This window comes from Paucibacter sp. KBW04 (assembly GCF_003852425.1).
GTDB lineage: Bacteria > Pseudomonadota > Gammaproteobacteria > Burkholderiales > Burkholderiaceae_C > Paucibacter_A.
The window spans coordinates 96,052-120,712 of record NZ_QAJN01000003.1; the positions used below are offsets into that span (position 1 = coordinate 96,052).

Below are 24,661 nucleotides of genomic sequence, written 5' to 3' on the forward strand. Positions count from 1 at the left end.
TAGTATAGCTTGACTTCTTGGATTTGCCTAGGCCGACTTGGCCGCAGCCTGCAATTGCAGCAAAAAGCGCTCATCCGCCTTACTCAGCCGCCCCGCAGCGCGGGCCGCGAGAATCAGCTCGGGGCGGCGCCGCCAGGTGATTTCCAGCGAACGCTCGCGCCGCCAGCGGGCGATCTGGGCATGGTGACCCGACATCAGCACCGCAGGCACGGGCAAGTCCTCGGTCTGGTCCGGCAAGCCAGTCAAGACCTCGGGACGGCTGTAGTGCGGGCAATCGAGCAAGCCATCGGAGAAGCTGTCCTGCTGATGCGACTGGGCGTCGTTCAAGACCCCATCTTGCAGCCGCGCCACCGCATCCAGCAAGGTCATGGCAGGCAATTCACCACCCGAGAGCACGAAGTCACCAAGGCTCAGCTCCAGCGTCACATGCCGGTCGAGAAAACGCTGATCCATGCCCTCATAGCGACCACACAGAAGCACGGCACCTGGCCCTTGCGCCAAGTCCTGCATCAGGGCCTGATCCATGCGTCGGCCGGTGGGGCTGAAATGGATGATGGCCGGAGGGGCGTCACCATCCGCTGCAGAAGCCAAGCGAGCAGCCTTAACCGCCGCCAGGGCGCGCTCCAGCGGCTCCACCAACATCACCATGCCCGGGCCACCACCAAAGGGGCGATCATCGACGCGGCGATAGTTATCGCTGGCGTAATCGCGCAGCTGCCACAGCTGCACATCGACCTGCCCGCTCTCAAAAGCACGGCGCGTGACGCCCTGACTCAGCTGCGGGCCAAACAGTTCGGGGAACAAGGTGATGACGTCGAAGCGCATGCGCGCTGATCCGAACTTAAAAGTCCAGACCCCAATCGACGGTGATCACACGCTGCTCCAGATCCACATCGTCGACAAAACGGGCGACGAAGGGAACGAGGCGCTCTTGATCTGGCTTCACCGGCGCCACCAGGCCCGGCGGGATGATGCGCAGCACGCTGTGCGGGCCAGCGTCTATCAGGCCTTCGACCTGACCCAGGGTCTCACCCTGGCGATTGACCACGGACAGACCGATCAGATCCACCCAGTAGTACTCATCCGGATCCGCCGCCGGGAAGGCCGAGCGGGAGATGAAGATGCGGGCGCCGCGCAAGGCTTCGGCCGCATTGCGATCCGCGATATGTTGGGCATTGGCCACCAGGCCTTCGCCATGCTCGCGAATCGAGAGAATCTTCAGCAAGGCAGGCAGGGCCTTGGTGCTCTGGGGCACCGCGGGCGCAGCCTGGCCGCCGATCTCGGGACGCTTGAGAAACCAGCGCCGCGAGGAAAACAGAGCCTGGGCGTCACTGGAATAGGCTTGCACCTTGAACCAGCCTTTGACACCCCAGGCATCAAGAACACACCCCACCTCAATCGCATCTTCGGGCCAGGAGACCTCCTCGGTAGCCGAGGACGAAGGACGAGGATCAGCAGGGGCTCTTGTCATTTGCGGGTCAATTAAGCAGCGACAACGGCCTTCTTGGCCTGGGTCACCAGACGCTCGACGGTGGGCGACAGCTGGGCGCCGACACCAACCCAGTAGTTGACGCGGTCAACAGCGACGCGCAGGGGCTCAGCAGCACCCGAAGCGACGGGGTTGTAGAAGCCGACCTTCTCGATGAAGCGGCCGTCACGACGCTGCTGGCTGTTTGCAACGACGATGTTGTAGAAGGGGCGCTTCTTGGAGCCGCCGCGAGCCAGACGAATAACAACCATGATGAATCCTTAGATGAATTTTGTTGTCCACCGCACCAGGAGACACTCAGGGCGAGTAGATCGGGGTGGCGACGGTTTTGATCAGAGCATCAGACCCGACCCAAGCCTTCCCGGTTTCCAGGAAAGTTTTTGGCATGATCCGCCTGCGCCTCACTCAGCCGAGCACCGTGGTTGGCCCTGTAGATACGCCGAACTGCGCTTCTTGATTCCAGTGGAGCACTGGAATTCACCAAGAACAATCCGACCAAGGCCAAAACCCAGCATTATAAACTCGGCTGAGCAGACTACAAAGAATATGAGCACACAAATTCCCAATAATCTCCCCTCCTCGGCCTCAAACCAGACCCTCGGCATCACGATTCGCCCCAGCACCGAGGCCGATCTGCACGCCATCCAAGCTATTTACGCGGCCGCCGTGCTGCATGGCACCGGCACTTTTGAGACGGAAGTTCCCGAAGTCAGCGAAATGGCCCGTCGCCGCAGCGAGGTGCTGGGCCGGCAATTGCCCTGGTTGGTGGCCGAAGTGGGCGGCCAGGTGCAGGGCTATGCCTATGCCAACTACTTCCGCCCTCGCCTGGCCTATCGTTTCTGCGTGGAAGACTCCATCTATCTGGCACCCGGCAGCCAGGGCCAGGGCCTGGGCCGACTGTTGCTGGCCGAACTGATGGCCCGCTGCGAGCAAGCCGGCGCACGCCAGATGCTGGCCGTCATCGGCGATTCGCAAAACCTGGGCTCGCTGGGCGTCCACAAGGCCCTGGGCTTCGAGCACAGCGGCGTCTTGAAAAGCGCGGGCTGGAAGTTCGACCGCTGGCTGGACGTGGTGATGATGCAGCGCCAACTGGGCCAGGGCGATCGGGCCGCGCCGGAGCAAGGCGCATGAGCAGCAGCGTTGCAAGCAGCACCCCGCTGAAGTCAAAAACAATCGCCACCTGGCTGGCCCTGAGCCTGGGCAGCCTGGGTCTGCATCGCCTCTATCTTTACGGTTTTTCGGACCGCCTGGCTTGGCTACACCCCTGGCCCACCTTGCTGGGGCTGTATGGCGTGCAGCGCATGGGAGAGCTAGGCCAAGACGACAAAACCGCCTGGGTCTTGATCCCCTTTTTGGGCCTGATGCTGGTCAACGCCATGATTTGCGGCATCGTCTACGGCCTCACCGCCGATGAAAAGTGGGATGCGATCCACAATGGCGGCCGCAGCTCCAAACCCAGCGGCTGGGCGGCCATCATCGGCGTCGTGGCCTGTGTGCTGATAGGAGGCACCTGCTTGATGAGCACCATCGCCTTCAGCGCCCAACGCTATTTTGAAAGCCAGGTCGAGGCGGCGCAGGAAATCAGCCAGTAAGGGCCGCGACGGCCGGCAAGAAAAAAGGGCAGCCCGTGGGCTGCCCTTTTACATACCGGACTTGCTAAGACGCAAAGTTCAGAACAAAACCAAGCTGAACCAGTAGAAGAAACCCGCCACCAGGGCCGAGGCCGGGATGGTGAAGATCCAGGCCCAGACGATATTGCCCGCCACGCCCCAGCGCACGGCCGAGGCCCGCTGCACCGAACCCACACCGACAATGGCGCCGGTGATGGTGTGCGTCGTCGACACCGGAATGCCCAGGCCCGTGGCCAGGAACAAGGTGATGGCGCCGCCTGTTTCGGCACAGAAGCCGCCCACGGGTTTGAGCTTGGTGATCTTCTGACCCATGGTGCGCACGATGCGCCAGCCGCCAAACATGGTGCCCAAGCCGATGGCCAAGTAGCAGACCAGAATCACCCAGTCCGGCGGGGCGCTGGCCTGAGCCGAGAGGTAGCCCGAGGCCACCAGCAGCATCCAGATCAGGCCGATGGTCTTCTGCGCATCATTGCCACCATGCCCCAGGCTGTAGAGGCCGGCAGATACCAGCTGCATACGCCGGAACCAGCCATCCACCCGGATCGGCGACGCGCGCCTGAACAGCCAGGCCACCATCACCATCATCAAAGAACCCAGCAAAAAGCCCAGCAGCGGCGAAACGAAGATGAACAAGACCGTCTTCAGAATGCCACCCGCTTGCAAAGAGCCGAAGCCGGCCTTGGCCAAAACGGCGCCCACGATGCCGCCGATCAAGGCGTGCGATGAGCTGGACGGGATGCCGTACCACCAGGTGATCACATTCCAAGTAATGGCACCGATCAAGGCGCCAAAGATCACGTGATGATCCACCACGCCCGGGTCAACAATGCCCTTGCCAATGGTGGCGGCGACCTGCAAATGGAAGATGCCAATCGCCAGCACATTGAAGAAGGCGGCGAACAAGACCGCCTGCTGCGGTTTCAGGACGCCGGTAGAAACCACCGTGGCGATCGAATTGGCCGCGTCGTGAAACCCATTCATGAAGTCGAAGCCCACGGCCAGAATGACCAGCAGGGCGACGACCCAAAACGCTATCTGCACCGATTCCATCGTGCAGAACTCAAGCGTTTTCGAGGACGATGCCCTCGATCAAGTTGGCCACATCTTCGCAACGGTCGGAGATGGACTCCAGCTGCTCATAAATGGTCTTGAGCTTGATCAGCTCGCGCACATCGTCTTGCTCGCGGAACAGGCGCGACATCGCGGTGCGCATGACGCGGTCGGCATCGGACTCCAGGCGATCGATTTCCTCGCAGGTCTTGATCGCGGCCTCACCCACTTCCGGGTTCTTCAGCTTGGGCAGCAGGGACACGGCATGTTGCACGCGTTCGCAGCAGCGCGCGCTCAGCTCACCCAGGCTCAAGACTTCTTCGGGTATGGTGCGCACGTCGTAGAGGGACAGCGTCTCGGTGGTGTCCTGCAACAGGTCCAGGATGTCGTCCATCGCATTGATCAGGCCGTGGATCTGCTCGCGATCGATGGGCGTGATGAAGGTGCGATGCAGCATGCGATTGACTTCGGCGGTCACTCGGTCGGCCTGATGCTCGGCCTTGTTGACCTCTTCGGCATAGCGCTCACGCAGCACCGGGTCGTTGTAGTTCTGGATCATCAACATGAAAGCGCGCGCACCTTCTGTGATCTGAGCTCCGTGCTCATTGAAGAGCTCGAAGAAATTGCCCTCGCGGGGCAGCAATTTGGAAAAAAACACACCGACTCCAATCGTGCGAACTTGCTGCGCAAGCATCAAATTCGCATAAATATTCACACAAATTTCATCACTGTTTCATCAACAGCAGGCGCGCAAGTGTAGTGGGGCCGAGCCCGCAAAGAAACTCAAACACAGGGCAAAGCAGGGCTCAGCCCCTCAAATCAGCGCATTTCTTGAGGCAAGACACAACACTCGCAGGGGCGGCGGCCGCGACGGCGCTGCCGAAATCACGCTCAGGCCGAGCGGAAGATGAAATAGACCGCCCCCATCAGGCACAAACCGGCCCAGATGAAGTCGGTCTTGAAGGGCTGGCCCATATAGAACATGGAAAAGGGCACGAACACCGCCAAGGTCACCACCTCCTGGGTGATCTTGAGCTGGGCCAGACTGAAGCCGGCATTGAAACCGATTCGATTGGCCGGCACCTGCAACAGGTACTCAAACAAGGCGATGCCCCAGCTCACCAGGGCGGCGATCCACCAGGGCTTGGCCGCCAAATCCTTCAGGTGGCCGTACCAAGCCATGGTCATGAAGACATTGGACAGGAGCAAGAGCCCCACTGTTTGCCAGCCAGCCCAACTATTGAACATGGGGTTCCGCCCTTCTCAATGAACGATGGTGGGCTCAGCCTTGCGGCCACAAAGGGCCGAGGCGACTGATGGCCTGATCCTGCAACGCGGGCAGGAACGCAGCCAAAGCACCCAAGCCCGGAGCGGCCAAATCGGCCTGCAGCTCCAACAGAGGTTGCAGCACAAACGCACGCTGATGCAGGCGTGGATGCGGCAGGGTCAGGCGCATGGAGGCCAGCGAGAGCTCGCCGAAAAGGAGTAGGTCCAGGTCCAGGGTTCGGGGCGCATTGAGGTAGGGGCGCTCGCGCCCATGGGCCTGCTCGATGGCTTGCAGCGCATCCAGCAGCTCCATGGGAGAGAGCTGGGTGCGCAGCATAGCGACAGCATTCAAGAAGTCGGGGCCACTCGCCTCCACCGGCGCCGTTCGATAGGCGCTGGAGCAAGCCAGCAAGGCTGTGCTCGGCAGCTCCGACAGCGCCTGCAAAGCCTGTTGCAGACTTTGCCGCGTATCACCCAGATTGGCCCCCAGGCCGACAAAAGCGAGCGTGCCGCCCACAACTGAGTCGGCCCGCATTCAGGATTCGGAAGGTTTGCCCACCGGTGCGTCGGCCCCGCCCTCGCCTGCAGAGCCTGCAGCAGCCGCTGCGCCCTTGCCTGCCGGCTTGCGGCGACGGCGGCGCTTCTTGGCGGGCGGTGTGGCTCCGTCCGTCCAGGGCTGGACTTCGGCGCTGCCCGCTTCGTCCTGGGCTTCGCCTTCGGCCTTGGCGGCCGGTTTGCGCGGCAGCTGATGCACCTTGCCGCTGCTGCGGCGCTGCGATTTCTCGGCCTCACGCACCTCATCGACCAGGGCAGCGCGCTCGTCATCCGAACCCAGGGCAAAGTCTTCCCACCAATCGGCCAGAGCCGGATCGATCTCGCCAGCATCGGCGCGCAGGCGCAGGAAGTCAAAGCCAGCGCGGTAGCGCGGCTGCTCCACCAAGGTGTAGACCCCGCTGCCGGTGCGGCGCTCAAAACGCGGCTGCATCATCCAGATCTCGCGCATATCGGTGGCCAGCTTGCCGCGACCCGAGATATCGCCGATGCGAGCATCGAAGACGGCATCCACCGCCTGACCCAGGGCCGGCACCGCCGGCTCACCGGCATCGCGCAAGCGAGTCCAGCGCTCCAGCACCTCAAACCACAGCATGCAGGCCAGCATAAAGCTGGGCGAGACGCCGCGGCCTTCGGAGACGCGCAGATCGGTATCCTCAAAAGCCATGCGCACAAACTTGCCGCGCACGCCCTCGGCCAGCTCGCCCTTCTCATTGAGCATGGCGTCCAGAATCGGGAACACACCACGCGCCAGGCCTTGCTTGCGCAACTCGTCCAGGCTGGCCAGGGAATGGCCGGTCTGCAGCAGCTTGATCATCTCGTCAAACAGACGCGAGGCCGGCACATTGGCCAGCAGCGGCGCGCAAGCCTTGATGGGGGCGCGGGTCTTGGGCTCCAGCTCGAATCCCAGCTTGGCAGCAAAGCGCACGGCACGCACGATGCGCACCGGGTCCTCGCGGTAACGGGTGTCCGGGTCGCCAATCATGCGCAGCACGCGCTTTTTGGCGTCGGCCAAGCCGCCGTGATAGTCCACCACCAGCTGGCGTTGCGGGTCGTAGTACAGGGCGTTGACGGTGAAATCGCGGCGGGCGGCGTCTTCGATCTGGGGGCCCCAGACGTTGTCGCGCAGCACCCGGCCTTCGGCATCGACCACATGGCTTTTGCCGGCCAGCTCGGCCTTGGAGGTTTTCTCATTGCCGGCGACCTGGTCGGCGCTTTCGTTCACCAGCAAGGCGCGGAAGGTGGAAACCTCGATCACCTCATGCTCACGCCCACGACCGTAGACCACGTGGACGATGCGGAAGCGTCGGCCGATGATGAAGGCGCGGCGGAACAGGCTCTTGACCTCCTCCGGCGTGGCATTGGTGGCAACGTCAAAGTCCTTGGGCCGCATGCCCAGCAGCAGGTCACGCACCGCGCCACCCACGATATAGGCCTCAAAGCCCGCATCACTCAGCGTCTGCACCACGCGCACCGCGCGTTCGTCCAGCAAGCTGGGATCAATGCCATGCTCGGCGACATGCACCTCAACACGCTTGCCCAGGGTGCCGGTGGCGCCGGACGAAGCCGCTTTGGCCACGGCGCTGGGCTTGAAAGCCTTGACGACTTTGGCCGCCGAGGGTTTGCCCAGCAGCTTGTCTATGAATTTTTTGATCATGCGAACAATTTCAAGGTAGTCCAGCCGCGTGCCGACGCGATGTCGGCCAGGGCTGGCGTGGGATTGGTGGCCACGGGATGGCTGACCAAGTCCAGCAGAGGCAAATCATTCATTGAGTCGCTGTAGAAATTCACGCGCTCGAATTCCTCCCATTGTCGCCCCAAGCCGGCCAACCATTGCTGGACGCGTGTGATCTTGCCGGCTTGATAGGAAGGCACCCCCTCGATCGCCCCGGTGTAGGCCCCCTGAGCATCGCGCTTGAGCTGGACGGCCAAGAGATGTTCGACCCCAAATGCGGCTGCAATCGGCTCGGTCACGAACTCATTGGTGGCGGTCACGATGGCGACCAGGTCGCCTGCCTTTTGGTGCTGCTCAACCAGGGCGCGGGCTTGGGCCTGGATCTGCGGCAGCATCACCTCGGCCATGAAGCGCTCGCGTGCGGCCAAGGCCTCGGCCAAGGGCCGGCTGCGCCACACCGAGGTGGCGAAGTCTATGTACTCGGCCAGGTCCAGGCGACCGGCCTGGTACTGGGCAAAGAATTCGTCATTGCGGGCACGCCACTGCTCGCCGTTGGCCCAGCCTATGTCCACCATGAAGGCGCCAAATGCATGATCCGAGTCATTCGGAATCAAGGTGCCATCCAGGTCAAACAGGGTCAAATTCATGGATTCAGTCCTTCGTCGGCCAGCATCTGGCGCAGCAGGGGCACGGTGACCGCCCGCTTGGTTGACATGGCAAACTCGTCCAGCCTTGTGAGCAACTGCATCAGGTGCTTGAGGTCTCGGGCGAAACGGGTCAGCAAATAATCGATCACATCATCGGCCACCAGAATGCCGCGGCGCCCCGCCTCCAAGCGCAGGGCCGAGCGCATATCCTGCTCGGACAGCGGCTGCAACTCAAAGGTGATGCCCCAGCCCAGGCGGGTGCGTAAGTCCTCGCGCACCGGCAGATCCACCGGCGGCGCGCTGCCGCTGGCCACAATCGTCAGGCCATCGCTGGCCGCTTCGACAAACAGGGCAAAAGCCGCGTGCTGCTGGCCGGCATCGAAACGCTCGCAGTCGTCCAGCAAGAGCAGGCTGGGTTGGGCCGGCAGATCCCAGGGCAAAGGCGTGTCGGCGTCATACCAGCCGACTTGCAGGCCCGCCCCCTGCCAACTTTCGGCCAAGGCCTTGAGTACATGGGTCTTGCCGCTGCCGGACTGCCCCCACACAAAGATGGGCGGCACGGTCGCAGCAAATGAGGCGCCCGGGCGCAAGCTCCGCAACTCGGCCAGCACGGCCTCATTGGCGCCTGGCAGAAAGTTATCAAAGGTAAAGACCGGCTCGGGGCCGATGGCAAGCGGAATTTGCTTCAACTCAAAAAATCCTAAGCCGGCTAAAGGCTACGAGGCGCTCATTTTTGCGGGCTCGAAACTCAGCATTCCTGCTTGTTCAAATTCATCATCAAAAATATCGGAAAGCCAAGCCTGCGAAGCCTTGGCAGCGGCGGCGATTCTAGTGGGCAAAACCAGGGTGGGCAGGGAAGGCCTCCATCGAAGCGCCAGGGGAAGCATCAATGCAAGGGCGGCGCCCCCTTTTGGCGCAGCTGGGCCAGGCGCTGACTCAAGCCCACTTGATCGGGCGCCTGCGGTTGTTGATTCAGGTAGGCACTGAGGTCCTCGGCCGCCGCACGCCAATGCCCCAGCGCCTCCAGAACCAGACCCCGATCACGCCGCTCGATCCAGGCATCGGGCAGCAACAGCACCAATCGCTCCTGAACGGCCAGCAAACGCGGCCAATCCTCGTTGGAGCGATAAATCTCTTTCAGATTGCGCAACATACGCGCCAACACTTCGCGTGCCGAGGCGGGCTGCAAGAACAAATCCACCGGCAGATCCACCTCCCCCACCAGGCCGGAGCTCTGCCGAAAGGATTGCAAAAACTCGTCCAATTTATTGCGCGAGAGCGACTCGCAGGTGAAGGGATCCAAGATCACCTCGCCATTACCCATCTGCAGCTTGATCAAAAAATGGCCGGGAAAGGCCAACCCATGGGCACGCAGACCCAGTTGCCCAGCAATCTCGATAAAGATCACCGCCAGACTGATGGGGATGCCGCGGCGTGTCGCCAGCACATGATGGATAAAGCTATTGCCGCTCTCGTAGTAGTTGTTGACATTGCCCGCGAAACCCAACTCCTGATGGAAGTAGCGGGTCAACATCTGCAGCTTGTGCCGAGCCGACGCATCGGGCGGCAAGCGCTCGCGCAGGCGCTGGGCCAGGCCATCCACCTCGGCCAGCACGGCCTGCACATCGAGCGCAGGGAACTCGTCCTGGGCGATCGAGGCCGCCGCCTCCAGCAGGTTCAGGCCAGCATCCTCGGCAACCAGATTGCCGAAATACTCCAGAGGCGTGGGCGCGTGCAGGCGCAAATGATTGGGCATGGCTTGAGTTTATTGAATCTGGCTGGGCCTGGGCAGGCACGAGGGCCTGAGGCCCTCATATGTCGGGCAAACGCCCGCCGCAGGTCGGGCTCAGGCACGCCGCATGAATTGCCGCAGGCGCAGGCCAAACAGGGTCAGAACGGCGAAGTAGACCAGGGCTGAAGCCCCCAAACTGCCCGCCATGGCCAGGGCTCGCAAACCCTCATGCGCACCCAGGGCGATCCAATCCAGGCGCCAGGCCAGGTAGTACTGCAGGCCGCCCATGGCCAGGCTGGCCAGCACCACCTTGCCCGCAAACATCCACCAACCCGCCTCCGGCGTGTAGCTGCCAAGCTTGCGCAGACCGCGCAGCAGCCAAAACGCATTCACCATCGCACCCAGACCAATCGACAAGGCCAGGCCCGCCACGCCGACCCAGGGCACCAGCAGCGTATTGAACAGCTGGGTCAGCACCAGCACGCCGATGGCGATGCGCACCGGCGTGCGCGTATCCAGCTTGGCATAAAAGCCCGGCGCCAGAACCTTGACGGCCAGCAGGCCGATCAGGCCCACGCCCCAGCCCATCACCGCCTGTGCCGTGTGCGTCACGTCCACCGCCAAAAAGGCCTTGCGGTGATAGAGCACCGCCACCAGAGGCTCGGCAAACGCCAGCAAGGCCACGGCACAGGGCAGCCCAAACAACATCACCATGCGCAAACCCCAATCCAGCATGCCGGAATAGGCCTGCATATCGCCCTTGGCCTGGGCCGACGACAGCTGCGGCGTCAGCACCGCGCCCAGGGCCACGCCCAGCAAGGCCATGGGGAACTCCATCAAGCGATCGGCGTAATTGAGCCAAGTAATGGCACCGACCGCAATATGGCTGGCGATCTGCGAATTGATGACCAGGGACAGTTGAGCCACCCCCACACCCAAAACCGCCGGCCCCATATTCTTTAGCACCCGCCCCACCCCCGGGTGAGAGGCCGCCACTCGCAGCCTGCGCAAAGTCAAGCCAAAACGGGGCACAACGCCAATGCGCTTGAGCGCGGGCAATTGCACCGCCATTTGCAAAATCCCGCCCAGCATCGCACCGATGGCCAGGGCATAAATCGCCGGGTAGCCATGAGAAGTCATCACCGGCGACAACCAGTAACCCGCGGCAATCATGGCCAGATTCAAGAGGACCGGCGTGGCCGCGGGCACAAGATAACGCTTCCAGGTGTTCAGAATTCCGGCCGCCAAAGACACCAAAGACATGCAGCCGATATAGGGAAACATCCAGCGCGTCATGACGACGGCGGCCTCTTCACCGGCCTTTGGCATGCCCGAACCCAGCAGCCAGACCAGCAGGGGCGCGCCCACGATGCCAATCACGCAAAGCGCCAACAAAACCCACAACAAGACGGTCGCGACGGCATCAATCAAGGTATGCGTGGCCTCTTCGCCGTCCTGGGCGCGTGTCGCGGCGAGCAGCGGCACGAAAGCCTGAGAAAAAGCACCCTCGGCAAACAGACGGCGCAGCATATTTGGGATGCGAAAGGCCACCAAAAACGCATCCGAATAGACCGAGGCGCCGTACAGGGCCGCCATCATCTGCTCTCTGACCAAACCAGCAATGCGCGAGACCAAGGACAGCGCGGAGATCAAGGAGGCAGTACGAAGCAAATTCATGTGCGAAGGCGGGCCGGCCCTGAGCCGTGCAAAAGAGGAAACAGTGCAAGCGCGCTTTGACTGCGATGCGATCCACCCAGCAACAGACCTGGGCGTCGCATTATCATGTCGGCGCGAGTCACTGAACCGGGGGCTTTGGCGCTCCAAACAGAGCGCCACATTGAAACACCTCGAATTTAGTGCTACACTCGCGGTCTTTGCACCAACTGGGTAGAATCACAGCATGGCAACCTCTTCCAAAGTCAAGAAGACTGTCCGTTCGGCATCGGGCCTCAAGCGCGCTCGCCAGGACATCAAGCTCAACGCCGCCAACACGGCGCTGCGTTCTAAATTCCGCACGGTCATCAAGAACGTGCAAAAAGCCGTCGTCACCGGCGACAAGGCCAAGGCCGCTGAACTGTTCGTGATCGCTCAAAGCGTGATCGACTCGGTGGCTGACAAGGGCATCTTCCACAAGAACAAGGCAGCTCGTCACAAGAGCCGTCTGTCTGCGAAGATCAAGGCTCTGGCCGCCTAATAGCCCAAGTCTGGTGCAGAGATAAAGGCCCGCTTCGGCGGGCCTTTTTCATGCCCCGACTGAGCGCTTGGGCGAATCTTGCGGATTCGCCTCCTGCGCCCTCCCCCAGCAACACCTCAAGAATTCTTCAGTGCAACTGGCCTGCCGACAGGCCATGCATATCGCGCACCCGCAGCCACTCCCACACGGCCTGCGCCACCCACGGTGGATCATCCAGCGCCAAGTCGTGCCCTGCCCGCGCATGCAAGCGCAGCGGCGCCCCCCAGGCCCGGCTGATGGCCTGAGAGCAGCGCCAATCCACCAAGCCATCGGCCTTGCTGCACAAAAGCAAAATTGGCACCGGCGGGCGCGCCTCGCTGGCCTGGTAACGCATGGCCGCCCACAGCTGACGCGCCGTATTGCGCAAGCCCACCGGATGGCTGCGCCGCAAATTCACCCAGTGATCAAGCACCTCGCTCGGTCTTTGCTGCAAGCAGGTAGTCATTTGCAGCACTCTTTGCTCGCGCTGACGCGCACTCAAACGACTCAGACTGAGCAAGAAAAAAGTTAGGTAGTTGAGCGGTCGTAGGCGCCGATAAAAAGGGCTGAATGGTCGGAAGCTGGTGTTGATCAAGACGCCGGCCGCCACCTCGGACGGGTAACGCTGCACCCAATCGCTGGCCACCATGGCCCCCAAAGACATGGCCAGCAGATGCACCGGCCCCTGCACACCGCGCCGCCGCAACTCATCGCGGCAGAACTCCACCATGCCAGAGACTTGCATGGGGCTGGCCTTGCGATGAAAGGTGCCATTGCCCGGCAAATCCAGCAACACCAACTCCGCACCCGGCTGCTGCTCGCGAATGCGCTGCAAAAGCACATGGGGGAACACGCCCCAATGCCCGCTTTCGCGGGCCAGGCCGCGCAGCAAGACCCAAACGGCCTTGCCATGGGCTCCACCCAATTGAGGGCCAGCCGCCTCAAGCCCCAGCGCATCAAGCCCCCTCATGCAAGCGCCTCCGCGCGATACCAGCGCGCCACGGCCCGCCGCTCATGCTCGAGCCGCTGCGCCGGCAAGGGCAACCAGCGCGGCATGGAAGCGGCGGCACGCAGCACAAAGTCCAGCCAAGCCAAATGCCTGCGCAAGACACGCTGCTGCCTATGGGCGATCAAGGGATTGAACATGCCGTACCTTGAAAACAATTGTTTTGGATTCTTCTTGATCCACAACCAGGAGCCCATCTCCAAGGTCAGGGGCAGCAGCATTCTGCCCGGCTTGGTACAGGCCTCGGCGTAGAGGAAATCCCATAGATCGCCATGTGTCTGGTACTGCCGACTCTGCGGCTCAAACACATAGCGATGCTGGGCATGGGTTTGATCCAAGACCTCGCTGAAGGCATGCATCTCGGCCAGGTGAGCGATGGGCTGCGCGGTGTGAGCAAAGGGAAACCAGATGCGATCGCGCAGGCCGAAGCCCGAGTGGCAATCCACCGCCAAGGACAGTTGGTGCGAGAGCATTTCCTCCCGCACGCAGTCGCACAGCGCCTGGCTTTCCCTCTCCATGGGCTCGCCCGCATGGCCGCGAAACCAGGGCAGACGAGGGCTCAATCTCTGCCCGCCGAGCAAGAAGGGCGTCGGGGCGCTCGAATCCACCGGCGCGTTGCGCATCAAGTCGACGCCACGCGGATTGGCCCGGGTACCGCGCCACAAGCCACCCGGGTTGACCAGGGGCATGAAAACGATGCGCACGGTCTCCAGCAGGCGGTGCAAGCTGCTGTCCCAGCGCAGACGTGAGACCAGGCTGGCAAAAAAGGCCTGCACCAGTTCGGCGCCTATGCGCTCCAGGCCATGCACCCCGCCAAAGAATCCCACCGCCGGCATTGCCGGATCCGGGTTACCCAGGGTCAGGGACCAAACCGGGAACTTCGCCTGACCGGCCTGCACATCACACAGATGGTGGCGCTGAACATGGCATCCCGCCTGCTCGACCAGCAGGTCCAGGGATCGCAACTCGGGCAAAACGGCAACATCTGTTCCCACGTGCGAGCCGCCCTGGAGACGGTAGAAGATTGAACAGCAGAAAGCATAGCCAGCCCTCCCCCGCCTCACCAGCCCTAACTTGGGTGGAATTTGCCCGGAATGAGGCAACAAAGTCACAGGGTCACGCAGCTGTCAAATCGACTCGCTAGTCTGCAGCCTCTACGGCGCTGCAAAAACAGCAAAGTCCAGGCACAGCCAAGTCAGCCATGCACAAACATCAAACGCGAAGAGATGAGCTAATGCGCCGACTTTGGGTCGGCTTGGTCATCGCCTGGGCTTGGCTCAGCGGCTTGCGCGAGACCTTGAATTTGTGGCGCGCTGCGGCCAAAAAATCCTAAGCCCTGGCCCGGCAGATCAGGCCGCGCCGCCCGGCTTGGGCGAAGTCTCGGGCAGCAAACAGGCCTCGGCGACCTGAAGATTGTTGTCGCGCGCAAAGTTCATCACAAAGTCCCAAGCCATGGGCTCCAGCTGCTTGAGCTCTTCATTGACGATGACGCATTTGACGCCATTGATAACGCGCGGCACGCACAAGGGCGAGTAGCCGATGTAGTCGCCGATGCCGCCTCGGGCGCCGCCGGGCCGGAAGCAAGACATGGCACCGGCCAATCGTTCGGCCCAGTCGCTGGGGCGGAAGGTCCGGCCATCCGCGGTCAAACCTTGGATGAAGACTTCTCGGGGCTTTTCAATCGGCTTCAGGGGCTGACTCATGGTGATGGCGGCTGGGTTGCCGGTCCCGGCAAGAGACCCGGCCGCCGCAGGAAAAACTTTGGGGACGACAGCCGTATTGTGCCTTGGATGTATCCCACCCCTGTATGCCTTGCGCCCAAAGCCGACGGACAAAAGCCAAATCTTGTCACTTTGCCCGCGCAAAATCGCATCAGGACAAGGGCCGCCATATGGCGCCTTAGAATCAAGCCACGTTGTTGCGCCGCCCCTTGGCGCCGACGAACAGGGCTTGATCCCCAAGCCCTGTTTTCTTTAGCCCTAACCTCTTTGATGGAGAGTTGATGAACGCGCCTGTTGTCGCCGTGCCCGCACCGTCCGAACCGCATGTGATGCAAACCTATGGCCGCCTGCCCATTGCCCTGTCGCATGGCCAAGGCTGCTGGGTCTGGGACGTGAACGGCCGACGATACCTGGATGGCCTGGGTGGCATCGCGGTCAACACCCTGGGCCACGCCCACCCGCGTCTGGTGCCGGCCTTGCAAGAGCAGGTGGCCAAGCTGATTCACACCAGCAACTACTACCATGTGCCCCTGCAAGAAGAGCTGGCGGCCAAGCTGTGTGAGTTGTCGGGCCTCGATGTGGCCTTCTTCTGCAATAGCGGCCTGGAAGCGAATGAGGCGGCCTTGAAGATCGCCCGCAAATTCGGTCACGACCGCGGCAACCACAACCCAGAACTGCTGGTGTTTGATGGCGCCTTCCACGGCCGCTCCATCGCCACCCTCTCGGCCACCGCCAACCCCAAGATCCATGCCGGCTTCGGCCCCCTGGTGCCGGGCTTTGTACGCGTGCCCTTGAACGATATTGCGGCGGTGGAGGCGGCCCTCAAAGCGCACCCGAACATCACCGGCATCTTTCTGGAGACCATCCAGGGCGAAGGCGGTGTGAACCCGGCGCGCATCGAGTTCCTGCAAGGGCTGCGCCGCATCTGCGACGAGCACGACATCTTGCTGATGCTGGACGAGGTGCAATGCGGCATCGGCCGCACCGGCAAATGGTTCGCCCACCAGTGGGCCGGCATTCGGCCCGACGTGATGCCCCTGGCCAAGGGCCTGGGCTCGGGCGTTCCGATCGGCGCCGTGGTTTGCGGCCCGCGTGCGGCCAAGGTCATGCAGCCCGGCAATCACGGCACCACTTTTGGCGGCAACCCCCTGGCCATGCGCGCCGGCGTGGAGACGCTGAAGATCATGAGTGAGGACAATCTGCTGACCAATGCCGCCGAGGTCGGCGCGGTGCTGAAGACGGCCTTGCAAGAAGGCTTGAGCGGCGTGGCCGGCGTGAACGAGATTCGCGGCCAGGGCCTGATGCTGGGCATCGAGTTGGATCGCCCCTGCGGCGCCCTGCTGCTGCGCGCGGCCGAGGCCGGCCTGATGATCAGCGTCACCGCCGACCGCGTCGTGCGCCTGGTGCCGCCGCTGATTCTGAGCGCCGATGAAGCGCGCCAGATCGCGACCCTGCTGGTGCCGGTGATCAAGACCTTTCTTTCGGAGCCCAAGCCATGAAGCCCGGATCCGCCCTGATGCGGCATTACTTGCAGTTCAAGGACTTCCGCGCCGAGGAGTACGCGCATCTGTTCGAGCGCGCCGCCATCATCAAGCGCCGCTTCAAGAACTACGAGCGCTACCAGCCCCTGGCCGACCGCAGCCTGGCCATGATCTTCGAGAAGGCCAGCACCCGCACCCGGGTCAGCTTTGAGGCCGGCATGTACCAGATGGGCGGCTCGGTGGTGCACCTGACCACCGGCGACAGCCAGCTGGGCCGGGCCGAGCCCATCGAGGACAGCGCGCGAGTGATCAGCCGCATGGTGGACATCGTGATGATCCGCACCTTTGAGCAGACCAAGATCGAGCGCTTTGCCGCCCACTCGCGGGTGCCGGTGATCAATGGCCTGACGAATGAGTTCCACCCCTGCCAAATCCTGGCCGATCTGTTCACCTTCATCGAAGCGCGTGGCATGAACCGCCGCGGCATCGTCGATGTGGACTGCCTGAAAGGCCGTGTCGTGGCCTGGGTGGGTGACGGCAACAATATGGCCAATACCTGGCTGCAGGCGGCGGAGATTTTGGGCTTCACCGTCCACGTCAGCACGCCTAGCGGCTATGAGGTGGACCCGGCCGTGGCCGGCATCCAGAACAAGGACTGCTACAAGGTCTTTAAAAACCCCTTGGACGCCTGCCGTGATGCCGATCTGGTCACCACCGATGTGTGGACCAGCATGGGCTATGAGGCCGAGAACGATGCCCGCCGCACCGCCTTTGCCGACTGGTGCGTGGATGCCGAGATGATGGGCGTAGCCAAGCCCGACGCCCTCTTCATGCACTGCCTGCCGGCGCACCGCGGTGAGGAGGTGACGGCCGAAGTCATCGACGGCCCCCAATCCGTCGTCTGGGATGAGGCGGAAAATCGCATGCATGTGCAAAAGGCACTCATGGAGTACCTTTTGCTGGGCCGAATCGGCTGACAAGCCGAGTAGGTCCTGGCCCGGCAGGGCCGCATGCGATTTGGGGTGCACTCACATTGCCCTTGGGCAATGTGAAGCCGCGATAGCGGCGTGTGCACACCAAAACAGAATGCACGTGCAGAAGGCGCTGATGGAGTACCTGCTGCTGGGTCGAATCGGCTGAAGCAAGACACTGACCATCGACAGGCCCTGGCGCTCACAGCCCGGGCCTTTTTTTCGCCCCTTCCTAGCGAAAACACTTCAGTCTGCCGTCAGCGATTCATGGCAAGCTGAGGCCATGAAGATTGCACTGATTTCCGACCTGCACGCCAACCGCGAAGCCTTCACTGCCGTGCTGGAGCATGCACAGAACGCCGGTGTCGACAGCTACGCCCTGCTGGGCGATTTCGTGGGCTATGGCGGCGACCCGAGTTGGGTGGTGGACCGGGTGCGTGAGCTGGTCGCACAGGGCGCGGTGGCGGTGATGGGCAACCATGATCTGGCCACCGTCAAAGGCCTGGCGCCCACCATGCGCGAGGAAGCGCGAGAAGCCGTGGCCTGGACCCATGCGCAGCTGCGGGCAGACCAGCTGGAGTTTCTGGCCCAGCTGCCCATGAGCATCGCCAAGCAAGACCGTTTGTTCGTGCACGCCAATGCCTATGCCCCGGCGGGTTGGGAGTACATCCAGGGCCGGCTGGAGGCCATGCGCAGCCTGCAAGCCACCGAATGCCGCTACACCTTTTGCGGCCATATGCATGAGCCCATGCTCTACCACCTCTCGGGCACGGGCAAGGCGGGCGAGTTCACGCCCGCGCCCGGCACGCCCATCCCCTTGCTGCCGAATCGGCAATGGCTGGTGATTCCGGGCTCCTGCGGCCAGCCGCGCGACGGCAACCCTGCCGCCTGCTACGCCATCTTCGACAGCGAGCGCAGCGAACTGGCCTTTCAGCGCGTGCCCTACGACATCGAGAGCGCCGCCGCCCGCATCCGCGCCGCCGGCCTGCCCGAGCGCCTGGCTCAGCGCCTGAGCCAGGGCGAGTAAGGCCAGGGCCTCCGCAAAAACCCAAGACCAAGGACAGCACGCAATGGCCAGCACAGGCATCCAGAGCAGCAGCGGTACGCAGAGTTTTGGCGCCTCCCCTGGCGCCAGCGCCAGCCAAACGCCGGTCGGTACGCTGGAGCCGGGTCTGGTGCTGGACGGTTTTCGCCTGATCGAGCGCCTGCATCAGGGTGGCATGGCCAATCTCTGGAGCGTGGCCCGGGTCGAGCCGGTGGCGGGCGAGGACTTCCCGCTGATGATGAAGGTGCCGCGCATCAAGGGTGGTGAAGATCCCGCCACCATCGTCGGCTTTGAGGTCGAGCAGATGCTGATGCCCGCGCTCAAAGGCAGCCATGTTCCGCGCTTCGTGGCGCGCGGTGACTGGACCCGTCAAGCCTATATCGTGATGGAGCATATCGAGGGCCAGTCCCTGCGGCCGCGCCTGGACGAAGCCCCCCTGCCCTTGGACGAGGTCATCAAGATCGGCATCCAGGTCGCCAATGCCTTGCAGGATCTGCATCGCCAGCATGTGGTGCATCTGGACATCAAGCCCAGCAACATCATGCTCAGAGCCAATGGCGAAGTCGTGTTGGTGGACTTCGGTCTGTCCCGCCACGACCATCTGCCCGATCTGCTGGAAGAAGAGTTCGCCCTGCCCATGGGCACCGGCCCCTATATGTCGCCCGAACAGGTGCAGTTTGTGCGCAATGACCCGCGCAGCGATCTCTTTGCCCTGGGCGTCATGCTCTACCACCTGGCCACCGGGGAGCGCCCTTTTGGCCAGCCCAACTCGGTGCGCGGCCTGCGCCGGCGGCTCTATATCGACCCGGTGCCACCACGTGCCATCGACCCCGAGCTGCCACCCTGGTTCCAGGAGGTGGTGTTGCACTGCCTGGAGGTCAAGCCCGAGCGCCGCTACCAAAGCGCTGCCCAATTGGCCCTGGACCTACAACACCCCGAGGGTGTGGTGCTGACCAAACGGGCCGAACGCATGAACACCAGCAGCAGCGTGAAGACGCTCAAGCGCTGGTTTTTTGCCCTGGGCGCCGAACCCAGCATCCAGACCAGCACCACCGTGCAGGTGGAACGCAGCCCCATCATCATGGCGGCGGTGGATACCGAGAACGCCACCCCCGTCCTGCTGGAGCAGCTGCGTGAGGTGGTGCGACGCATGGTGCAGACCGAGCCCGGCGCCCGCCTGGCCTGCGTCAGCGTGATGAAGACGGCCCGCATCGGCATGGACGAGCTGACCGACAAGGACGGCAAAAGCGTACACGTCAAGCAGCTGATCGCCCTCAAGCACTGGGCCCGCCCCATCAGCAAGGCCTTGAATCTGGAAGACGGGCGCCTGACCTTCCATGTGCTGGAAGCCCCTGACGCGGCCACCGCCATCATCGACTTCGCCGCCAAAAACGGGGTCGATCACATCGTCATGGGCGCACGCGGCGCCTCGGCCTTGCGGCGCTATCTGGGCAGCGTCTCGGCCCAGGTGGTGACGCAGTCGGAGTGCAGCGTGACGGTGGTGAGGGAGTCGGCCAGCGGCACGTAAACTGCCGCCATGCCCGAACTGAAATCCAACCCCTGCATCAGCTGCGGCGCCTGCTGCGCCAGCTATACCGTGGACTTTGCTCGTCAGGAATTGCAAAGCGAAGGAGGCTGCGTGCCCGACGGCCTGGCGGTGGAGCTGAACGACAGCCTGGCCCGTATGCGCGGCACCGATCACGCGCGGCCACGCTGCGCCGCCCTGGTGGGCAAGGTGGGCGAGCAGGCCTCCTGCGGCATTTACGAATGGCGGCCGGCGCCCTGCCGCGAGTTCGGCCTGCGTGCGCCCATGGGCTTGGGCGACGATGCCTGCAGCCGTGCGCGGGCGCGGCACGGCCTGCCGCCCTTGAACTGAACAAGCTCAACGCATGCGGGTGCGTTGCTGTGCATTCAGCCAATCCAGCTTGGCCGAGTAGGTGGCGCGATCCTTGTTGGTATTGCTGTTGTCCACCGCCATGCCCATTTGCTTGCGTGCGGCGCTCAAATCACCCAGTCCGTAACTGGCCAAGGCGGCCCAGAAGTGGAACTCGGGCACATAGGCGGAGCGGGCGATTTCTTTATCGAAGTACTCCTTGGCCGATTTGAAATCGGCCGCATGCATGGCCAAGACGCCCAGATCGAAATAGCGGTAAGGCGGATAGGGCTGCAGCTCCTTGAGCCTGGCCAGCAGGGTTTCGCTCTCGGCGGATCGCCCCAGGTCTCTGAGGATCAGGGCCAGATTGGACATGGCCTGCGCATTTGCCGGCTCCTGGGCCAAGACATAACGCAGCGGTGCCTCGGCCTCGGCCGCGTGGCCAGCGCGGCGGTAAAGCACGGCCAGCGTGTTGTAAGCAGCCAGCAGCTTGGGTTCTTGCACCAAGGCTTCGCGCACCCAGGCATAGGCCTCGTCCAGTTCGCCGGCCAGCATGGTTTCGGCCGCCCGGTTATTGAGGTACATGGCCAGGATGCTGCTCTCCTCGATCACCCGGTTGCGCTGAAAGCGACGCTCCTCGGCGGGCACAAAATCGACGGTCAGCAGATCGGGATCGCCAACCACATTGCGCTGATCCATCATGCGCCGACCCAGGCTCAGATTCACATGACCGCTGAGCACAAACACGCCCTCGCTGCGGGTCCAGAACTCATCCACATAGACGCTTTGGTAGCGCAAGGGCAGATCCAGATGTTTGGCGAAGGCCGCCGTCATGATGACCAGGGACAGGCAGTTGCCCTGCCTGGCATCAAAGGCCTCGCTGGCATTGCGGGTCATGCTGGACTCGTACTCCAGGCGCAATTCCTGCTTGTTGTAGAGCGCGTCCAACAAACCCTGGCGGGCCCCCTTGCTGCGCAGCTGGCCCACAATGTCTTGGTCCACATACTTGAGCATCTGCGGGCTCAGGGCAAAGACGCGGCTGACGTCCACCGCTTGCTTGGGTGCTTTGAACAAGCTGTCATGCAAAAAAGCTTGCTGCACCGGCGCCTTCGGCGGCGGGGGCGCCGAGGCACAGCCAGTCAAGAGGCCGGCGCAGACGCTGGCCAAGGCGAGCAAAAAAGGAGCAAGGAATGCACGCGAGGGCTTCATGGCGACTCCTTGAAAAGGCGCTTGAAAACGCTTGAACACAAGCCTCTTGATCCTAGCCCAAACCCCTGTTTTTGACAGCGCCGTGACAAGGTCGCCGCCAGGCCCAGCTAAAGATTGGCTTCAGTTCTCCACAAACACGAGGGCGCTGCGCGCCGGCAGCTCGAAGCGCCCGCTGCTCGCCTCATAACGCGCCGAGGCCGCAGGCCGCCGGTCGGCCGCCGATGGGGCCAGATGCACGGGGTGGAGCAGATAGGCCCGCCCCCGTTCCTCGGGCAAGACCAGGGTCTGCGGGCTAACTGCCGCATTGATGAAGTAAAGCAAGCGTTTGAAGCCTGCGCCGGCCTCGCCCTGGCCGTCCAGCCTGGCCACCATCACCCTGGGGTTTTGCGTCGGGCCGGTGTTGAGAAAGCGCAGACGCTGACCGACCGCCTCGGCGCTGGCCAGGCGGAACAGGCTGGAGCTGGCCCGTATGCGCAGCAGGTCGCGAAAGGCGTCTCGTGTCCAGGCAATGTCTTGCGGGCGCGGCTTGACGATCTTGGCCTCGCGCAGCAGGGGCGCCATCAAAGAGTACTGCGCCTCGTTGTCGGCACGCGGTGGCAGGCCAGCAGCAAAGCCGTTGTCGCGGTAAGTCCAGTCCAGGCGATTGAACCAGTCACCCGAGTCATAGCTATTCCGGTCCAAAGACTTGGAGCGCAAGACATCCACCCCGGCATGGAAGTAGGCCACGCCCTGGCTGAAGGCCGTCAGCGCCAGGCCCAGCACCTGCACCCGGGCGCGCTCTTCGGCACTGGTGCTGGGCGGCAGCTTGAAGACATTGATATCGAACAGGGTCTGGTTGTCGTGGTTCTCCACATAATTCACCACCTCACCGGGCTGAGACACATAGCCGGCCGGTTGATCGCCGTAGGCGATGTCCTGCAGGCGGACTTGGCGACCTTGGGCATCTTCCATCACATAGTCGCGCAAGGAGCCGGCCAGGCCTACACGAATCAGATCGGCCGTGGGCAGCAAGCTGCCGCCTTCCAATCCGTTCAACCAGCCTTGCTTGCGAATCAGATCCAGCCCCGAGTCGCCCGCGTTGCCCCCTCGCGCCGCATCGCGCCCCCGGTCGCTGAAGGTGGCGATGCCCGAACCATTCAACGAGAGCTGGGAGGCTTGCACAAAGCGGGCGCCATTGGCCACCTCGCCGAAGTTCCAGCCCTCGCCCATCAGCTGAATCTCGCGACCCAAGCTCTGGCGCAAGCGCGCCTGCAAGGCCTCCATCACCGCACGCGGCTGGTGGGCCATCAGATCAAAGCGGAAGGAGTCGATGCCGTACTCGCGCGCCCACAGCAGCACCGAGTCGCTCATCAGCTTGGCCATCATGCGATGTTCGGTGGCGGTATTGGCGCAGCAGGTGGAATGCTCCACCGCCCCCTTTGCATCCAGGCGCTGGTAGTAGCCGGGCACGATGCGGTCCAGCACCGAGCGCGCATCCTGGCCGGCGGCGGAGGTGTGGTTGTAGACCACGTCCATGCCCACCCGCAGGCCGGCCTGGTGCAGGGCCTGCACCATTTGGCGGAACTCCAGCACCCGGCGCTCGCCCTGCGCCGCGTCGCTGGCGTAACTACCTTCGGGCGCGCTGTAGTGCCAGGGGTCGTAACCCCAGTTGAAACAGTCCTCACCCGCCAAGGCCATCACGGCCGCCTGCTGGGCCGGGCTGTCCGGCGCGGCCTTGGGGACGCGTGGGGTCTTGCAGCCCCGCTCGGGAATGGTGGCGATATCGAACACCGGCAGCAGATGCACATCCGTCAGCCCCGCCTGGGCCAGGGCACGCAGATGCCGCATGCCGCGCGACTCGGGCTGGGTGAAGGCCAGGTATTTGCCGCGCAGGGCAGCGGGCACCGAGGCATCGCCAACCGAGAAGTCGCGCACATGCAACTCGTACACCGACATCTCGCTCGCTGAGCGCAGCGGCGCCGGGCGGGCTTGCAGGGAAGCAGCCCAGCCCGGGGGCTTGAGCCGAGGCTCATCCAGCTCGGCAATCAGGCTGCGCTGCGAATTCGCGCCTAAGCTAACGGAGTAAGGGTCGGTGACCCGGTTCAAGACCAGGCCCAGGCCCGGCACCCAGACCTGCACGGCGTAGCGGTAATAGGCCGCGCCCGGCACGGCTGCCGTGGCCGTCCAGGAGCCGCTGGCCGCCTGCCACTGCATGGGCAGGCTGGCCAGGGCGGGCGTCTTGTCGCCCTGGGCATAAAGGCAAACATGGACCGACTGGGCCGTGGGGGCCCAGAGGCGAAAGCGCGCTGAACTTGCTTGGCCACCGGGCAGGCGCACGCCCCAATCGTTCATGGCCTCGGCCGCGTCGGCATAGGCATCGTCCAAGGCGCCCGGGGTTTGCAAGGCGCTGAAGGCCTGCACCGCACCGGACGCGTTTTCTCGCACCAAGAGCACTTGGCCCTTGAGCAAGGCGGGCAGCTTGGCCACATCCGCGTCAGCCAGGCGCAGCCGCGCGCCGGGGGCGATGAACTTGAAGCGCTCGCCCAGGGCGGCGGGCAAGGGCTGCGTATCGGGCATCAAAGCCAAGGCCAGCTCCGCACCGTCGACCCGCCCGCCCAGCGTCAGACTCAGCTGGCCTCGGGATGAGGCGTAAAGCATGTAGCGTGGCGTTTGAGGCTCGTTGGGCCGGGCCTCGCCAGGCCACTGGATGCGCTGGCGATCCAGCCAGTAGGCCCGAGCTTCGGTAGACGCCTGAGCAGCGGCTTGCAAAAGCTGGCTGGGCGGGCCGTCGCAAAGCGCGGCCAAGTCAGTGGCCGAGGCCCCTGCTGCCCACAACCAAACTGACGCCAGCACGGCCATGCGTGGCCAAACCTTGATGCGCAAAATTCTCATCAGCCCATCTCCCCTCATTGTTTTTGCCCCTGCCCCGGCGGCCCGGGGATAAACCATGAGCGCAGCCCGCAAGGCGCGAATAAAGTAGCAAAACTACATACACTTCAAATCAGACGCAGCATCAGATCACAATTACCAATCAATGAGTATCTGGAGTCTTACGCAGTATCGGTAATTTAGCTACAACACCTCGACGGGTCAGGCAAAGACGGCCGACCCTCGCACAAGGA

At 63.1% G+C, this 24,661-nt stretch carries 25 protein-coding genes; 8 read left to right on the forward strand and 17 right to left on the reverse strand.

Going from position 1 to position 24,661, the window contains the following annotated elements; genetic code table 11:
- Positions 1-27 precede the first annotated feature (27 nt).
- From trmD to rpsP, 3 genes are read right to left on the reverse strand one after another with little or no spacing between them, the layout of a single operon-like run.
- Positions 28-825 carry a tRNA (guanosine(37)-N1)-methyltransferase TrmD gene (gene trmD, locus DBR47_RS05840; RefSeq protein ID WP_124447898.1) on the reverse strand — a complete coding sequence of 266 codons (798 nt, stop codon included), beginning with the start codon at positions 823-825 and terminating at the stop codon, positions 28-30.
- Positions 826-841: 16 nt separating this feature from the next.
- Complete coding sequence (rimM, locus tag DBR47_RS05845) at positions 842-1,471, reverse strand: ribosome maturation factor RimM (RefSeq protein WP_124447900.1); 630 nt, start codon at positions 1,469-1,471, stop codon at positions 842-844.
- A gap of 11 nt (positions 1,472-1,482) precedes the next feature.
- Entirely contained in the window at positions 1,483-1,740 is a 258-nt protein-coding gene (gene rpsP, locus DBR47_RS05850) for a 30S ribosomal protein S16 (RefSeq protein ID WP_124447902.1), read from the reverse strand.
- A gap of 295 nt (positions 1,741-2,035) precedes the next feature.
- On the opposite strand from rpsP, the gene DBR47_RS05855 reads away from it, so the two are divergent.
- Positions 2,036-2,620, forward strand: coding sequence for a GNAT family N-acetyltransferase (locus DBR47_RS05855; protein WP_124447904.1), 585 nt, complete (start codon positions 2,036-2,038; stop codon positions 2,618-2,620).
- On the forward strand, positions 2,617-3,081 hold the full coding sequence (locus tag DBR47_RS05860) for a hypothetical protein (protein WP_197046887.1): 465 nt from the start codon (positions 2,617-2,619) through the stop codon (positions 3,079-3,081). Before DBR47_RS05855 ends, DBR47_RS05860 begins: the two co-directional genes overlap by 4 nt.
- Before the next feature lie 78 nt (positions 3,082-3,159).
- Here the strand turns inward: DBR47_RS05860 and DBR47_RS05865 are convergent, their stop codons facing one another.
- The 9 genes from DBR47_RS05865 to murJ all read right to left on the reverse strand — a co-directional run bounded on the left by DBR47_RS05865 (position 3,160) and on the right by murJ (position 11,719).
- Positions 3,160-4,170: an inorganic phosphate transporter gene (locus tag DBR47_RS05865; protein WP_124447906.1), complete on the reverse strand. Its 1,011-nt coding sequence runs from the start codon at positions 4,168-4,170 to the stop codon at positions 3,160-3,162.
- Between the two features lie 10 nt (positions 4,171-4,180).
- Positions 4,181-4,828 (reverse strand): DUF47 domain-containing protein, encoded by a 648-nt coding sequence (locus DBR47_RS05870; protein WP_124447908.1) that lies wholly within the window; start codon positions 4,826-4,828, stop codon positions 4,181-4,183.
- A 233-nt stretch (positions 4,829-5,061) separates the two neighbouring features.
- A complete protein-coding gene (locus tag DBR47_RS05875) occupies positions 5,062-5,418 on the reverse strand; it encodes a DMT family protein (protein ID WP_124447910.1) in 357 nt (118 codons plus the stop codon).
- A gap of 34 nt (positions 5,419-5,452) precedes the next feature.
- The gene (gene folK, locus DBR47_RS05880) at positions 5,453-5,971 is read right to left on the reverse strand and encodes a 2-amino-4-hydroxy-6-hydroxymethyldihydropteridine diphosphokinase (protein ID WP_124447912.1); all 519 of its coding nucleotides are present in this window, start codon (positions 5,969-5,971) and stop codon (positions 5,453-5,455) included.
- The gene (gene pcnB, locus DBR47_RS05885; protein ID WP_124447914.1) at positions 5,972-7,645 is read right to left on the reverse strand and encodes a polynucleotide adenylyltransferase PcnB; all 1,674 of its coding nucleotides are present in this window, start codon (positions 7,643-7,645) and stop codon (positions 5,972-5,974) included.
- Entirely contained in the window at positions 7,642-8,310 is a 669-nt protein-coding gene (locus DBR47_RS05890; protein WP_124447916.1) for an HAD family phosphatase, read from the reverse strand. The genes pcnB and DBR47_RS05890 overlap by 4 nt, the downstream gene beginning before the upstream one ends.
- The gene (gene hda, locus DBR47_RS05895) at positions 8,307-8,999 is read right to left on the reverse strand and encodes a DnaA regulatory inactivator Hda (RefSeq protein ID WP_124447918.1); all 693 of its coding nucleotides are present in this window, start codon (positions 8,997-8,999) and stop codon (positions 8,307-8,309) included. The genes DBR47_RS05890 and hda overlap by 4 nt, the downstream gene beginning before the upstream one ends.
- A gap of 197 nt (positions 9,000-9,196) precedes the next feature.
- Entirely contained in the window at positions 9,197-10,066 is an 870-nt protein-coding gene (locus tag DBR47_RS05900; protein ID WP_124447920.1) for a SirB1 family protein, read from the reverse strand.
- Positions 10,067-10,156: 90 nt separating this feature from the next.
- A complete protein-coding gene (gene murJ, locus DBR47_RS05905; protein WP_124447922.1) occupies positions 10,157-11,719 on the reverse strand; it encodes a murein biosynthesis integral membrane protein MurJ in 1,563 nt (520 codons plus the stop codon).
- Between the two features lie 223 nt (positions 11,720-11,942).
- On the opposite strand from murJ, the gene rpsT reads away from it, so the two are divergent.
- Positions 11,943-12,236: a 30S ribosomal protein S20 gene (gene rpsT / locus DBR47_RS05910; RefSeq protein ID WP_058720014.1), complete on the forward strand. Its 294-nt coding sequence runs from the start codon at positions 11,943-11,945 to the stop codon at positions 12,234-12,236.
- 127 nt (positions 12,237-12,363) lie between these two features.
- Here rpsT and DBR47_RS05915 read toward each other — a convergent pair whose 3' ends face one another.
- The 3 genes from DBR47_RS05915 to DBR47_RS05925 all read right to left on the reverse strand — a co-directional run bounded on the left by DBR47_RS05915 (position 12,364) and on the right by DBR47_RS05925 (position 14,963).
- Positions 12,364-13,224, reverse strand: a complete 861-nt coding sequence (locus DBR47_RS05915) for an alpha/beta fold hydrolase (protein ID WP_124447924.1) — start codon at positions 13,222-13,224, stop codon at positions 12,364-12,366.
- On the reverse strand, positions 13,221-14,255 hold the full coding sequence (locus tag DBR47_RS05920; protein WP_124447926.1) for a M14 family zinc carboxypeptidase: 1,035 nt from the start codon (positions 14,253-14,255) through the stop codon (positions 13,221-13,223). Before DBR47_RS05920 ends, DBR47_RS05915 begins: the two co-directional genes overlap by 4 nt.
- A 354-nt stretch (positions 14,256-14,609) precedes the next feature.
- Positions 14,610-14,963 carry a DUF3579 domain-containing protein gene (locus DBR47_RS05925; RefSeq protein WP_124447928.1) on the reverse strand — a complete coding sequence of 118 codons (354 nt, stop codon included), beginning with the start codon at positions 14,961-14,963 and terminating at the stop codon, positions 14,610-14,612.
- Positions 14,964-15,262: 299 nt separating this feature from the next.
- Between DBR47_RS05925 and DBR47_RS05930 the strand changes: the two genes are divergently transcribed.
- The 5 genes from DBR47_RS05930 to DBR47_RS05950 all read left to right on the forward strand — a co-directional run bounded on the left by DBR47_RS05930 (position 15,263) and on the right by DBR47_RS05950 (position 20,354).
- Positions 15,263-16,480: an aspartate aminotransferase family protein gene (locus DBR47_RS05930; RefSeq protein WP_231512148.1), complete on the forward strand. Its 1,218-nt coding sequence runs from the start codon at positions 15,263-15,265 to the stop codon at positions 16,478-16,480.
- Positions 16,477-17,439, forward strand: a complete 963-nt coding sequence (gene argF / locus DBR47_RS05935; RefSeq protein ID WP_124447930.1) for an ornithine carbamoyltransferase — start codon at positions 16,477-16,479, stop codon at positions 17,437-17,439. The genes DBR47_RS05930 and argF overlap by 4 nt, the downstream gene beginning before the upstream one ends.
- Positions 17,440-17,716: 277 nt before the next feature.
- Positions 17,717-18,460 carry a metallophosphoesterase gene (locus tag DBR47_RS05940; protein WP_124447932.1) on the forward strand — a complete coding sequence of 248 codons (744 nt, stop codon included), beginning with the start codon at positions 17,717-17,719 and terminating at the stop codon, positions 18,458-18,460.
- Between the two features lie 43 nt (positions 18,461-18,503).
- Positions 18,504-20,006, forward strand: coding sequence for a bifunctional serine/threonine-protein kinase/universal stress protein (locus DBR47_RS05945; protein WP_124447934.1), 1,503 nt, complete (start codon positions 18,504-18,506; stop codon positions 20,004-20,006).
- A gap of 9 nt (positions 20,007-20,015) precedes the next feature.
- Positions 20,016-20,354 (forward strand): YkgJ family cysteine cluster protein, encoded by a 339-nt coding sequence (locus tag DBR47_RS05950; RefSeq protein ID WP_124447936.1) that lies wholly within the window; start codon positions 20,016-20,018, stop codon positions 20,352-20,354.
- Positions 20,355-20,360: 6 nt separating this feature from the next.
- Here DBR47_RS05950 and DBR47_RS05955 read toward each other — a convergent pair whose 3' ends face one another.
- Positions 20,361-21,560, reverse strand: coding sequence for a tetratricopeptide repeat protein (locus tag DBR47_RS05955; RefSeq protein WP_124447938.1), 1,200 nt, complete (start codon positions 21,558-21,560; stop codon positions 20,361-20,363).
- A 120-nt stretch (positions 21,561-21,680) separates the two neighbouring features.
- Positions 21,681-24,431: an alpha-1,6-glucosidase domain-containing protein gene (locus DBR47_RS05960; RefSeq protein WP_231512149.1), complete on the reverse strand. Its 2,751-nt coding sequence runs from the start codon at positions 24,429-24,431 to the stop codon at positions 21,681-21,683.
- Between the last annotated feature and the right edge of the window lie 230 nt (positions 24,432-24,661).